Raw genomic sequence first — 13,782 nt, 5'->3', positions numbered from 1 at the left:
TTTGATCTTAGAATGACAGGAGTGACTGATTGAATGAGCCAGACGACCGGCGATGTTGCGGCGGAAGACGTGAAGTGGGAACAAAGTACGTTAAGCGAATTGATCGATCACATCGTCAATACGCACCATGCCTACCTGAATAAGCAAATGCCCATCATCAGCGAACTGTTGACGACGCTTTTGCGCCACCATTGGTTTGAACATCAGGAACTGCTGCAGGCCCACACACTGTTTCACCAACTAAAAGCCGAATTGGAACAGCACATGATCAAAGAAGAAACAAAAGGGTTTGTGTTAATCAAGGCGTATGAAAAAGAACCGGGGCAGCAATTGGAACTGGTGGCGAAAACCATTAACGCTCACATCAACGAGCACGACAGCGCCGAAAAATTGCTTGCGAAAATCCGCGAAGCAACGAACAACTATCACATTCCGAGCGATGTCTGCGACACGTACAATTTTACATTCAGAAAAATTCAGGAAATGGAAAAGGATTTGCGGCAACATATTCATCTGGAAGACGATATTTTGTTCCCGCGCATGCAAGCGCTGCTGAAGTAAAGTTTCGTATCCAACCGAACGTTTGTGCAAAACAATCGGAACGGCTGCCATTCAACAGAATGGCAGCCGATTTGGTTCAAATGAAAACCACTGCATAACGATCACTGCACACCCCTACCGCCTAACGCTAACGGACGCAGCAGAGGCTATTTGCGGAAAAAAGGCCATGCAAAAATTTTAACGGACGCAGTGGAGGCTATTTGTCGTTCCCATGCCCGAATATCGGGAAAAAGGCAAGAATAGGCTCTCCCACGACCGTTAGAATCTAAAAGGTGGCAATTTGCGCAAATTAAGCGTCCCAGGAGGGATTCGAACCCCCGACACACGGCTTAGAAGGCCGTTGCTCTATCCTACTGAGCTACTGAGACATATGAAATGCAATCAAGCGGGTGACGGGAATCGAACCCGCGCCGCCAGCTTGGGAAGCTGGAGTTCTGCCATTGAACTACACCCGCGCCTGGTCAGAAACACGCATTATATTATCACAGGCGCGAAATAAAATCAATAAATGAAGACGGAGAATTTACGCGGCTTTTTTTGTTTCGCGCGGTTTTGTGGTAAAATTCTGTCAAACAGCTTTGTCCGATTGGAAACGGGGGAACGCAACATGGACGATGCCGCTAACGGCAGCGATAATGTGATATTGTTTCCGAAGACGGTCGAATATTATCAGTTGAAGCTCACTCGTTTACTCGAAAAAGAACGCTACCATGAAGCGGAGGAACTTTTGCGTTTCCTGGTGAATTGCCGCGCCTCCGACCGCCAGACTTTGGCGGAATGGCATTCGTTGTTGGAGTGGTTGGAAAAACTGTTTCCCGATATGTCAGAAGCGGAGGAGGAGACGGCGGATTTAACGGAAGCGGACATCCATCGCCTGCATATTCGCGAGAAGGCCAAGGATCAACAGTATACCAAAAAGTTGCTGGAAATGCTTCTTAACGGCATCGATCCGGAGAAAAAATTGTTGGCGCTGGAACAATTGGCGGTAATCGACTTGCCGCACATAGACGAAACGCTCAAACGCTGGCTGGAAACGGTGGAGCTGCATCCGATCGTACAATTTAAAGTTTTGCAGACGCTGAAAAAGCGCGGCATGACCGGTACAGTCTCATTGGAACGCAACAAAGAGCGGCTTTGTCTTTCTATCGAGGAAACCCCTTTGCAATCCGCTGATTTTCCCCGCCCATTCAACCGGATGCTCGCCGCGGTCAGCGCGGTAAGCGAAACGCATCAGCCGGCCCTGGCCTTCTTTGCGGAACAGTTATGGAACGAATTTCTTGCCGCCATTTACGGAACGTCATTATATCGGCAAGTGGCGGACATAGACGAAGCGCATACGCAAATTTGGGCGTGCGCGCTGCACTGCACCGTAAACGAGGCGATGACGGGCGCGGCGGAGATCGGGGAAATGCTCCCCTGCTACGGCTTGCAAAGCAGCGATGAAAAGCTGGTTCAAACGGTTTGCAAAAAGATAAAAGCCTGTCTGTAAATGCCCATAGAAATGCTCGTCTTTTTCTTGAAATGCATACGGTTTATGTTTATAATAGAGTGGTTATGATGACAGAAGGGTCTAAATGCAAGCCTTTCGCGGCAAAAATGGATAAAAGTAACGGAAAAGTGTTGGAGGGGAAGGCATAAAATGAAAGCAAGTTGGGAAAAGATAGAGAAGAACCAGGGTGTGCTCGAGGTAGAGGTAGACGCTGAACAGGTTGCTGCGGCGCTTGATAAAGCGTTTAAAAAAATTGTGAAAAAAGTAAATGTGCCGGGATTCCGCCGCGGCAAAGTGCCAAGAGCGATTTTTGAAGCCCGTTTCGGCGTGGAAAGCCTGTATCAGGACGCGATCGATTTGTTGCTGCCAAGCGCTTATGCCGACGCGGTGAAACAGGAAGGCATCGAACCCGTCGCCAGACCCGAAGTGGACATCGACGAATTCGGCAAGGGCAAACCGTTCAAGTTTAAAGCGAAAGTGCTTGTGAAGCCGGAAGTTACCCTGGGTGAATATAAAGGAATCGAAGTGGAAAAAACGGATAGCACCGTTAGCGACGAAGAGCTGCAGGAAGAATTAACCCGCCTGCAAAACCGGCATGCGGAATTGGCGGTATTGGAAGACGGCAAAATTGAAAACGGCGATATCGCCGTCATTGATTTCGCAGGTTCCATTGACGGAACGCCGTTTGCCGGCGGCAAGGCGGAAAATCATTCGCTCGAGATCGGTTCCGGAAGCTTTATTCCGGGATTCGAAGAGCAACTCATCGGAATGGGCAAAGGGGAAGAGAAAGAAATCGCCGTCACATTCCCGAAAGATTACCGCGCCGAAGATCTTGCCGGAAAAGACGCCGTATTCAAGGTGAAAGTAAACGAAATCAAGCGCAAAAATCTGCCCGCGCTGGATGACGAATTCGCCAAAGATGTCAGCGAGTTTGAAACGCTGGATGAATTCAAGCAAGATCTGAAAGAAAAGCTCGCCGCAGCCAAAGAAAGGGAAAACCGCCGAAAAATCGAGCGGGAAGTAGTCGAGAAGGCGGCCGGCGCGGCGACCGTGGAAATTCCGGAAGTCATGTTCGATACGGAAGTTGACCACATGCTGTATGAATTTGAGCAGCGGATACGTATGCAAGGAATGTCGTTGGAAATGTATTTCCGCTATTCCGGGGAAAGCGAAGCCTCGTTGCGCGAACAGATGCGGGAAGAGGCCAAAAAACGCGTGCTGAACGGGCTCGTGCTGGAAGCGATCGCCAAGGCGGAAAATATCACCGCATCTGATGAAGATGTGGACAAAGAACTGGAAAAGATGACCGATTTGTACAAAAAGACTGTCGACGAGTTGCGGACCGCTTTTGCCGAATCCGGTATGCTTGAAGATATCAGGCGCGATGTGGTGACGCGGAAAACGGTTGAATTTCTGGTTAAGAACAGCAAGAACGGCCAATCAGCCGCATAATGTATGGCAACAGCTTGCACGTGTGGCTGCGGCATAAGTTGGAAGGCACGTCATTTTCCGCAACGTGCCTTCTTTGTACCCTGCGGAATGAAAATGACAGCGGGTTTGCAAAATGGTAAAATACAGTTGAACGAATCGGATTGGAGTGAGACACGTGTCACTTGTACCAATGGTTGTGGAACAATCAAACCGTGGTGAGCGCGCATACGATATCTACTCGCGGTTGTTGAAGGACCGCATTATTTTTCTCGGCAGCGCCATCGACGATGACGTTGCAAACCTTGTGATCGCCCAGCTTTTATATTTGACGGCTGAGGACCCGGAGAAAGATATTTCTCTCTACATTAATTCTCCCGGCGGGTCGGTTACCGCAGGCTTGGGGATTTACGATACGATGCAATACATCAAGCCTGATGTTTCCACCATTTGTGTCGGCCTGGCGGCAAGCATGGGTTCCCTGCTCTTGGCAGGCGGAGCGCCCGGCAAACGGTATGCGCTCCCCAACAGCGAAGTGATGATTCACCAACCTTTGGGCGGCGTTCGCGGCCAGGCGGCGGATATTAAAATTCACGCCGATTGGATTCTCAAAACCAAACAAAAACTGAACGAAATTTATGTGAAGCATACCAAACAGTCGTATGAAAAAATCGATCGCGACACGGACAGGGACTTCTTTATGTCGGCGGAAGAAGCCAAGGCCTACGGTCTGATCGACCAGGTCATTACGCGGAAGGATTTAGCTTAAAGGGGTGATCCAATGTTTAAGTTCAACGATGAGAAAGGCCAGCTGAAATGCTCGTTTTGCGGGAAATCCCAGGACCAGGTCAGGAAATTGGTTGCTGGGCCCGGCGTTTATATTTGCGATGAATGCATTGAATTATGTACGGAAATTGTGGAAGAAGAACTTGGCCACGAAGAAGAGCTGGACTTGAAGGACATCCCCAAACCGAAAGAAATTCGCGCGGTGCTGGATCAATATGTGATCGGTCAGGATTTGGCGAAAAAATCGTTGGCCGTGGCGGTATACAACCATTACAAGCGAATTAACACAGGCAATAAAACCGACGATGTGGAACTGCAAAAAAGCAATATTTTGCTTGTCGGTCCAACCGGCAGCGGAAAAACTTTATTGGCGCAAACACTTGCCAAAATTTTGAACGTGCCGTTTGCGATTGCCGACGCCACTTCACTTACCGAAGCCGGCTATGTCGGCGAGGATGTGGAAAACATTCTGCTCAAGCTGATTCAATCCGCCGATTATGATGTGGAAAAGGCGGAGCGCGGCATCATTTACATCGATGAAATTGATAAAGTGGCGCGCAAATCGGAAAATCCGTCCATTACGCGCGATGTGTCCGGCGAAGGCGTACAGCAGGCGCTGCTGAAAATACTGGAAGGGACGGTGGCGTCCGTTCCGCCGCAAGGGGGCCGGAAACATCCGCATCAAGAGTTTATTCAAATCGATACGACCAATATACTGTTTATTTGCGGCGGCGCTTTTGACGGCCTGGAGCAGATCATCAAGCGCCGGATCGGCAAAAAAGTGATCGGTTTCGGCAGCGACGGCGGCAAAGGCGATTTGAAACCGGGCGAATATTTGTCTTTGGTGTTGCCGGAGGATTTGCTGAAATTCGGCCTGATCCCCGAATTTGTCGGGCGCCTGCCGATCATCTCCACACTGGAACCGTTGGACGAAGCGGCGCTTATCCGCATCTTGACCGAACCCAAAAACGCCTTGGTCAAGCAATACCAAAAGCTGCTCGAAATGGACAACGTCCGGCTTGAATTTGAAAAAGGCGCTTTGGATGCCATCGCCAAGGAGGCGATCAAGCGCAGCACCGGAGCTCGCGGCTTGCGCGCCATCATTGAGTCGATCATGCTTGATGTCATGTTTGAAGTTCCGTCCCGCAACGATGTGAAGGATTGCGTTGTGACGGAAAAGGCGGTCAAGGACAAATTGCCGCCTGAACTGACAACAAAAGACGGCAAATCGGGGAAGAAGGAAGAAAGCGCGTAAGGCAAAGGGAGAGGGGAATGTTTAAGCGAACAGAAACTCGCCCGGTAAAAGTCGGCAACTTAACGATTGGCGGCAGCAATGAAGTCATCATTCAAAGCATGTGCACTTCCAAAACGGCGGATGTCAAAGCGGTCGTGGCGGAAATACACCGTTTGGAAGAAGCGGGCTGCCAATTGGTGCGGGTGACCGTCAACAATTATGAAGCGGCGGAAGCCATCAAGCCGATCAAAAAGCAAATTCATATTCCGTTGGTGGCCGATATTCACTTCGACTACAAGCTGGCGCTTGCGGCGATTGCAAACGGGATTGACAAGGTCAGGATCAATCCCGGGAATATCGGCCGGCGGGAAAAAGTCGAAGCGGTTGTCCGCGCCTGCAAGGAACGGGGAATTCCGATTCGGATCGGCGTAAATGCCGGCTCGCTGGAAAGCCATCTGTTGGAGAAGTACGGATATCCCACCGCGGAGGCAATGGTTGCCAGCGCTTTATACCATATTTCGATTTTGGAGGATCTGAACTTTCACGATATCATCGTATCGCTGAAGGCGTCGGATGTTCCCATGGCGATAAAAGCCTATACGATGGCGGCGGAGAAGTTCAATTATCCGCTGCATTTGGGCATTACCGAATCCGGAACGCTTTTTTCGGGAACGATCAAAAGCGCCGCCGGTTTGGGCACGCTCTTGTCGATGGGGCTCGGTTCAACGATCCGCATATCGTTAAGCGCCGACTCGGTTGAAGAAGTAAAAGTGGCCCGGGAATTGCTGAAAACTTTCGGGCTGATTGCGAACGCGCCTACGCTCATTTCATGCCCGACTTGCGGCAGGCTTGATTTCAATCTGTTTGCCGTTGTCAACGAGATCGAACAGTATCTGGAGAAAATCAAGGCTCCGATCAAGGTTTCCGTCCTCGGTTGTGCCGTGAATGGTCCCGGCGAGGCGCGGGAAGCCGATATCGGCATAGCCGGAGCGCGCGGGGAAGGCATGCTGTTTCGGTACGGCAAAATGATCCGCAAAGTTCCCGAAGCGGAACTCGTCCGCGAATTGAAAAAAGAAATCGATTCAATCGTCGCGGCATATGAAAAAACCGGGGAAATCCCCGGCAGAAAACGTCCAGCCATCCATTGAGCATCTTGGCAAAATTGCCCAAAGAGCAAATCACTTTTTGATTTCATGTAATATCCGCACCGCATCCGTGAACTCGTCCAACGCTTTCTCCAACGATTTAACCCAGCCTTTATATTTTGCGCTTTCCGGATGATCATCGGCAATTCGCTTGTTATAGATGGAAATTTGCTTTTTCATTTCGTTAATGTCGATCTTTAAAGTTGCCAGCACATTTGGAAATGCGGTTTTTTCGGGGATAACCGCATGCAAATCAAATGCCTGTCCGTTTGCCGGATGCTCAGTTTCGGCATAGCGAAAGGTGACGGCGTTGTTTCCGGTCGGCCGGAACACGTCATCGGCTTTGGCTTTTTTTATTTCCAGCCCGGATTCCGCTACTTCCTCGCCCGGTTTTTCCATTTCCGCCGGGTACAAAACCTCTTCTTTTTTCTCTTCCAAAGAAACGGATTCCCAATCCGGTTCGGCTTTAGTTTTCGCTTGTTTTTCCTGCTTCTGCGGGAAAACGGAGCGCGCGGAAAACGGCAAATTGTCTTTAAACTTCACCCTTGGCAGCGGCGCTGTCTCTTCGTCAATCAAAACCGGATTCGGCGGGCTTTCGGGAGAATAGAAATCTTCCCGCCGGAAAACCTCCTCTGATTTCCGCCCCGCTGTCGGCATCACCCAACGGGATACTTTGATTTCGTTCAAGAGTTCCGGTTCAGGCACCTTATCCGCGGGAAATTCGGTGGAATGCGCGGGTTGCGTGTTTTCTTCGTCGTTTTCGGCAGACATATTGTCCAGTTGGCCTTTTTTCTGGATATAAAGTCCGCCGTTTTTGCTTTCGGTAAAATAGAACGTCATCAGGTAATCGTATTCAATCAGTTTGATCGCTGTGTCAAAACATGGGTTGCTCAACAAATCATCGATGAGCCGGTTTAATTCGCTTTCCCCGTTCTTTTGGTAGTATTGCTGTTTGATCACGGTCCCGGCCAGACGGAAATCACAATTTTTCAGTTGCGAGCGCAGCTTTAACTTCTCAAATACATTCACAACGTTCATCCTTCCTAATGAGTTGCATGAAAGCCGCGTAAGTTCCTTTAATAATAATACTTCACCGTTTGTCGAAATTCCTGCGTCAGTTCGACGGTATTTTGCAGTTTTTTCGGGAGCGGCTTTGGGATTAATGCCGCATTGGCAAGGCAATACTGTTATATATGCCAAAAAGCGCGGAGAAGGAGTGTATGAACATGACAATCAGCGTGGCTCTGATGATTGTGCAAGTGTTTTTTGCCATTGTGATCGGGCTCTATTTTTGGAATCTGCTGCGCAACCAACAAACGAGCAAAGCCGCTGTAGACAAAGAATCGAAAAAAGAAATGGAAAAACTGCGTAGGCTGCGCTCCATTTCGCTAACCCAGCCGCTCGCGGAAAAAACGCGTCCTGTAGCCATATCCGACATTGTCGGACAAAAGGAGGGCTTGCGGGCGTTAAGAGCGGCGTTATGCGGTCCGAACCCGCAGCATGTAATCATTTACGGCCCGCCCGGAGTGGGGAAAACCGCCGCCGCGAGAGTGATTATGGAAGAAGCGAAAAAGAATCCTAACTCGCCGTTCAAACGGAACGCGAAATTTTTGGAGATCGACGCCACAACAGCCCGCTTCGACGAACGGGGGATCGCCGACCCGTTGATCGGTTCCGTGCATGATCCGATCTATCAAGGGGCAGGCGCGCTTGGCGTAGCCGGCATCCCGCAGCCGAAGCCCGGCGCGGTAACGAAGGCGCATGGCGGCATCTTGTTCATTGACGAGATCGGCGAATTGCACCCGATCCAGATGAACAAGCTGTTAAAAGTGTTGGAAGACCGCAAAGTTTTTTTGGAAAGCTCGTATTACAATTCGGAAGATACCCATATTCCAAGCCATATTCACGACATATTTCAAAACGGCTTGCCGGCCGATTTCCGCCTGGTGGGGGCGACGACGCGGTCGCCCGAGCAAATACCGGCCGCCATCCGCTCCCGATGCATGGAAGTTTTTTTCCGCCCGCTTTTGCCCGAAGAAATCGGGACGATTGCGCTAAAAGCAACGGGCAAACTGGGATTCAACGACTGCCAGGCGGCGGTGGACACGGTGGTGAAATATGCGGGCAACGGCCGGGAGGCGGTGAATATGATCCAGCTTGCCGCGGGCTTGGCGATCACGGAAGGCAGGGCTAAAATTACGGCGGCGGATATCGAATGGGTGGCGCAAAGCTGCCAGATTTCTCCGCGCCCCCTGCCGCGTATTCCATCGTCGCCGCAAATCGGATTGGTAAACGGATTGGCGGTATTTGGGCCGAATCTGGGCGCGTTGTTGGAAATTGAAGTAACCGCCATTCCGGCCGCAACGCCCGGCAAGGGGACGATCAATATTACCGGCGTCGTCGAAGAAGAAGAAATGGGGGATCCTTCCCATACCGTTCGCCGGAAAAGCATGGCAATGAACTCGTTGGAAAATGTGTTGACCGTTTTGCGCAAATTCAACTTCCGCGTGCGCGATTTCGATCTGCATATTAATTTTCCGGGCGGCGTGCCGGTGGATGGGCCGTCGGCGGGAATCGCCATGGCTACCGCCATCGTGTCCGCGCTGCGCCGCGAGCCGGTAGACCATAAAACGGCGATGACCGGCGAAGTGAGCATCCATGGGCGCATCAAGCCGGTTGGGGGTATTGCGGCGAAGATTGAGGCGGCGAAACGGGCCGGCGCGACAAGAATCATTATTCCGAAAGAAAACCGGCAGTCCGTTTTTCATGAGATGGAGGGATTGGAAATCATCGGGGTGGAAACGATCGAAGAAGCGCTAAACATCGTGCTGGGCGGACAAATTGTCGCAAACGAGCAGAAATCGGCAATGATCGAGCCGAATGTCCCGGTCGTGCTGCCGGTGCTTCAGGCCGAAGCCAAACAGCGATAACTTTCGGATAAGACGCCTTCCCGCACATCGTTGGAGTTTTACTACCCGATTTGATAAAATATGTGCAAGCTGAAATATTGGCTTTTCGCCGCTGGAGGTGCTGGATGGTGCGACAACAGAAAGCGAAAGGACGTCGGTTGCCGCTTTTGCCGTTGCGGGGGCTCCTGGTGTTCCCCAGCATGGTGTTGCATTTGGATGTCGGCCGGGAAAAGTCCATTCGCGCTCTTGAGAAGGCGATGCTGGATGACAGTGTCATTTTGCTTTGCTCCCAATCGGAGATGAATATCGAAGATCCTGCCGAGGATGACATATATAAAGTTGGTACCGTATCAAAGGTCAGGCAGATGCTGAAACTTCCGAACGGCACGATTCGTGTGCTGGTGGAAGGAATGCTGCGGGCGGAAATTGTCGAATATGTCGCCACGGATGATTACTTTGAAGTGTTGGTGCAGGAAATGCCCGAACTGGAAACGAGCGACCCGGAAGTTGACGCGCTGATGCGCACCGTGTTAAGCCAGTTCGAACATTATATTTCCTTGTCCAAAAAAATAACGCCCGAGACAATGGCCGCCGTGTCCGATATTGACGAGCCCGGCCGGTTGGCTGACGTGATCTGCAGCCATTTGTCGCTAAAGATCAAGGACAAGCAGGAAATTCTCGAAACCGCGGCGGTGAAAGACCGTCTGGAAAAAATACTCGGCATTTTGAACAACGAGCGGGAAGTGCTGGAGCTTGAACGCAAAATAAGCCAACGCGTGAAAAAGCAGATGGAAAAGACGCAAAAAGAGTATTATTTGCGGGAACAGATGAAAGCAATTCAAAAAGAACTTGGCGAAAAGGAAGGCAGAGCCGGCGAAATCGAGGAACTTCGCGAACATCTCGCCAAAGCGGAATTGACGGACAAGGCGCGGGAAAAAGTCGAGAAAGAAATCGACAGGCTGGAGAAAATGCCGGCAACTTCTGCCGAGGGCGGTGTAATCCGCACATACATTGATTGGCTGCTCGCTTTGCCCTGGAAACACGCGACCGAAGACGATCTGGACATCAACCGGGCGGAAGCCATTTTAAACGAAGACCATTATGGCCTGGAAAAACCGAAGGAACGCGTCCTGGAATATTTGGCCGTCCAACGTCTGGTGAACAGGCCGAAAGGCCCGATCCTTTGTCTGGTGGGGCCACCCGGTGTCGGCAAAACGTCGCTCGCGCGTTCGATCGCGCGTTCTTTGGGCAGGCGGTTTGTCCGCATCTCATTGGGCGGCGTCAGAGACGAAGCGGAAATCAGAGGGCATCGGCGCACCTATGTCGGCGCCATGCCGGGGCGAATCATCCAGGGGATGAAAACCGCGGGCAGCAACAACCCGGTTTTTTTGCTCGATGAAATTGACAAAATGTCCGTTGATTTTCGCGGCGACCCGTCGGCCGCGCTTCTGGAAGTGCTCGACCCCGAACAAAACGGCACGTTCAGCGACCATTATATTGAAATTCCGTTCGATCTATCCAACGTCATGTTCATTACGACGGCAAACGCTGTCCACAACATCCCCGGGCCGCTGTTGGACAGAATGGAAGTGTTGTTCATTTCCGGTTATACGGAAATTGAAAAAATGCATATCGCCGAGAAGCATTTGGTGCCGAAGCAGAAAAAAGAGCACGGGTTGAAAGATGATCAATTATCGTTTGACAACGGCGCCCTCTTGAGGGTGGTTCGCGAATATACGCGGGAAGCGGGCGTGCGCAATTTGGAGCAGCAAATCGCCGCGATTTGTCGAAAAGCGGCGAAAGAGCTTGTGGCCGGGCGAATGGGCGAAATCAACGTGGCGCCGGAAAATGTGCCGGAATTTCTGGGGCCGGCCAAATTCAGATTTGGCCTTGCGGAAAGCGAAGACCAAATCGGGGCCGTGACCGGCCTGGCCTGGACGGAAGTCGGCGGGGACACGTTGACGATCGAGGTGTCAATTATGCCCGGTACAGGCAAGTTGACGCTAACCGGCAAATTGGGCGACGTCATGAAGGAGTCGGCGCAGGCCGCGTTCAGTTATACGCGCGCGAAGTCCGAGTCGCTGCGCATTGATCCGTCATTCCACGAAAAATGCGACATTCATGTGCATATTCCGGAAGGGGCGATTCCGAAAGACGGGCCTTCCGCCGGCATCACGATTGCCACCGCGCTGATTTCGGCGCTGACGAATATTCCGGTATCCCGCGAGGTAGCGATGACAGGGGAAATCACGCTAAGGGGAAGGGTTTTGCCGATCGGCGGCTTCAAGGAAAAAGCGCTGGCCGCGCACCGGGCCGGGATCAAGAAAGTATTGTTGCCGAAGGACAACGAGAAAGATTTGCAGGATATCCCGGAAAGCGTACGGGATGATTTGACATTCGTTCTTGTGTCGCATATGGATGAAGTGCTGCAAGAGGCGCTTGTGCAGCCGGCAAGCATTTTGTCCTGAACCGTTTATTGCCGAGGAGAAACCAATGATTGTCAAAAGTTGCGAATTCGTAATCAGCGCTATGAGCAAAGAGCAGTTTCCCCGCGACTTTTTGCCGGAAATTGCTCTTGCCGGGCGTTCCAACGTCGGCAAATCGTCTTTGATCAACCGCATGATCAACCGGAAAAATCTGGCGCGAACCAGCTCGCAGCCGGGCAAGACGCAGACGCTTAATTATTACCTTGTCAACAACAGCTTTTATTTCGTGGATTTTCCGGGATACGGATTTGCCAAAGTTTCCAAATCGCTGCGCCAAAAATGGGGCCAACTTATTGAGTCTTATTTGCTGAACCGAAGCGAATTGAAGTTGGTCTTGCAAATTGTCGATTTGCGGCATCCGCCAACCGCAGACGACCGAATGATGTACGAATGGCTGAAACATTATCAAATTCCCATGTGCGTCGTTGCCACAAAAGCGGATAAAATTCCAAAGACCAGGCTGCCTGGCCATCTTCGCCTGATCAGGCAAACTTTCGGGATGAGCGATCATGACCGGCTGGTGATGTTTTCCGCGGAGACGGGCGCCGGCAAAGATGAATTGTGGAGTCTGATCGCTTCATTTTTACAAACCGATTTACAAACCGAATCGCCACAACGATCGCAAGGAGAAAAACCGTGATCGCACGGCGCTTTTTTTTGCTTATTGCGGCCAAACAGCCAAATTTGCAGTTTTCGCGCAATTTTCCGGGCCGGTCGGCAGGAATATATCCGGGCTGTGGTGTATAATGATTAAGAGACAGCGTTAAAAAAACGAATTGAGGGGTATTTTTTATGGCAAAGCGGTTAGCGACAGAATATGTCAAGACCTGCTTGCGATTATCCGAGGCCGATATGCGTAGGTTGATTCAGTTGTTTCGGGAGCAACGAATGTCGGTTAAGATTCAAGTTTGTGAAAACGGCAACCAGGAAATGGTGTTGTCGGATGAGTCGGGTGATGAAATTTCCCTGGTTTTTGTACAACGTGCCAACTTCTATGTATTGGAAGGAACGTTTCGCATCCGGCATGCGAAATTGACGGATGTGATGCGGATGGCCGTTTCCGCTTTCAAAGGGGACGCGGTTGTCCATCGGCTTTATCCCGCGTTCACGATGATCTATGAATACGAGCGCGGCGCGGTGGCCAAAATTGTTGAACAGGCCGGCGGCAAAGAGCGGGTTATCTATGAATTTAAAAAGAGCCGGTGGGAACAATTATGGAAACTAGCCGATGTGGAAAACGAAATCAGCGAAATTCACGAAGCTGTCGACAGACTTTTGGACATGCGCAATTTGCCTGCGGCGGAAACCGCAAAAATTGACGCGGAGCTTACGAAATTGGCCAAAAGGCTGTTTGTTTTGGAAGCGTAAAATGCGTTAATAAACTCATTCCACACCAAACCGGAAAACCATTTTCCGGTTTTTTGCATTTTGCTTGTTTACGCCTCCGCCTGGCAGGTACGCCAAGGGCCCTTTTGCGTATAATGAGACTGTCGGGTTTTTAAAAAAACAGTTGCATTTCCGTTCAATAGATGTTATTTTTATCTTCGTTGAAATCAAATAGGAACCAGGATTCACTCAGGACATTGATTGTTGCGAGAGATTTTTCCCTCGAAAGAAGTGAATGACGTAGGTCCTAGCGGATGAAATCCACACATTTTATTCCTAGGAAAGGGGGAGCCGAAAAGTGGAATATTCTACTTTCGGAAGACACGTTGCTGTTGATACTTGGGGAATCGATTTTGAT

General features: G+C 50.7%; 11 protein-coding genes and 2 tRNA genes. 10 read left to right on the top strand and 3 right to left on the bottom strand.

Annotated features, from left to right (window positions below; genetic code table 11):
- Positions 1 to 33 precede the first annotated feature (33 nt).
- Entirely contained in the window at positions 34 to 561 is a 528-nt protein-coding gene (locus VF260_08580; protein HEX7057231.1) for a hemerythrin domain-containing protein, read from the top strand.
- A gap of 294 nt (positions 562 to 855) precedes the next feature.
- On the opposite strand, the gene VF260_08575 is transcribed toward VF260_08580, so the two are convergent.
- Positions 856 to 929 (bottom strand) — tRNA-Arg (locus VF260_08575).
- A gap of 16 nt (positions 930 to 945) precedes the next feature.
- A tRNA-Gly gene (locus VF260_08570) sits at positions 946 to 1,016 on the bottom strand.
- Positions 1,017 to 1,168: 152 nt separating this feature from the next.
- On the opposite strand from VF260_08570, the gene VF260_08565 reads away from it, so the two are divergent.
- From VF260_08565 to ispG, 5 genes are all read left to right on the top strand, one after another.
- Positions 1,169 to 2,050, top strand: coding sequence for a hypothetical protein (locus tag VF260_08565; protein ID HEX7057230.1), 882 nt, complete (start codon positions 1,169 to 1,171; stop codon positions 2,048 to 2,050).
- Between the two features lie 150 nt (positions 2,051 to 2,200).
- Positions 2,201 to 3,502 carry a trigger factor gene (tig, locus tag VF260_08560; protein ID HEX7057229.1) on the top strand — a complete coding sequence of 434 codons (1,302 nt, stop codon included), beginning with the start codon at positions 2,201 to 2,203 and terminating at the stop codon, positions 3,500 to 3,502.
- Between the two features lie 154 nt (positions 3,503 to 3,656).
- Entirely contained in the window at positions 3,657 to 4,247 is a 591-nt protein-coding gene (gene clpP, locus VF260_08555; GenBank protein ID HEX7057228.1) for an ATP-dependent Clp endopeptidase proteolytic subunit ClpP, read from the top strand.
- Positions 4,248 to 4,259: 12 nt separating this feature from the next.
- Positions 4,260 to 5,519 (top strand): ATP-dependent protease ATP-binding subunit ClpX, encoded by a 1,260-nt coding sequence (gene clpX / locus VF260_08550; GenBank protein HEX7057227.1) that lies wholly within the window; start codon positions 4,260 to 4,262, stop codon positions 5,517 to 5,519.
- Positions 5,492 to 6,646 carry a flavodoxin-dependent (E)-4-hydroxy-3-methylbut-2-enyl-diphosphate synthase gene (ispG, locus tag VF260_08545; GenBank protein HEX7057226.1) on the top strand — a complete coding sequence of 385 codons (1,155 nt, stop codon included), beginning with the start codon at positions 5,492 to 5,494 and terminating at the stop codon, positions 6,644 to 6,646. The genes clpX and ispG overlap by 28 nt, the downstream gene beginning before the upstream one ends.
- A gap of 30 nt (positions 6,647 to 6,676) precedes the next feature.
- Here the strand turns inward: ispG and VF260_08540 are convergent, their stop codons facing one another.
- Positions 6,677 to 7,672 (bottom strand): hypothetical protein, encoded by a 996-nt coding sequence (locus VF260_08540; protein ID HEX7057225.1) that lies wholly within the window; start codon positions 7,670 to 7,672, stop codon positions 6,677 to 6,679.
- Between the two features lie 197 nt (positions 7,673 to 7,869).
- Here VF260_08540 and lonB point away from each other — a divergent pair, with 197 nt between their 5' ends.
- The 4 genes from lonB to VF260_08520 all read left to right on the top strand — a co-directional run bounded on the left by lonB (position 7,870) and on the right by VF260_08520 (position 13,406).
- Positions 7,870 to 9,573, top strand: coding sequence for an ATP-dependent protease LonB (gene lonB, locus VF260_08535; protein ID HEX7057224.1), 1,704 nt, complete (start codon positions 7,870 to 7,872; stop codon positions 9,571 to 9,573).
- A gap of 104 nt (positions 9,574 to 9,677) precedes the next feature.
- Positions 9,678 to 12,020: an endopeptidase La gene (gene lon, locus VF260_08530; GenBank protein ID HEX7057223.1), complete on the top strand. Its 2,343-nt coding sequence runs from the start codon at positions 9,678 to 9,680 to the stop codon at positions 12,018 to 12,020.
- Positions 12,021 to 12,045: 25 nt separating this feature from the next.
- Positions 12,046 to 12,678 carry a ribosome biogenesis GTP-binding protein YihA/YsxC gene (gene yihA / locus VF260_08525; GenBank protein HEX7057222.1) on the top strand — a complete coding sequence of 211 codons (633 nt, stop codon included), beginning with the start codon at positions 12,046 to 12,048 and terminating at the stop codon, positions 12,676 to 12,678.
- A 152-nt stretch (positions 12,679 to 12,830) separates the two neighbouring features.
- Positions 12,831 to 13,406, top strand: coding sequence for a non-ribosomal peptide synthetase module (locus tag VF260_08520; GenBank protein HEX7057221.1), 576 nt, complete (start codon positions 12,831 to 12,833; stop codon positions 13,404 to 13,406).
- Positions 13,407 to 13,782 lie beyond the last annotated feature (376 nt).

The sequence above is a fragment of the Bacilli bacterium genome, from assembly GCA_036381315.1.
In the GTDB taxonomy this organism is placed as follows: domain Bacteria; phylum Bacillota; class Bacilli; order Paenibacillales; family KCTC-25726; genus DASVDB01.
The sequence above is the reverse complement of the archived record's forward strand: the minus strand, read 5'-3'. Positions and strand labels throughout refer to the sequence as shown.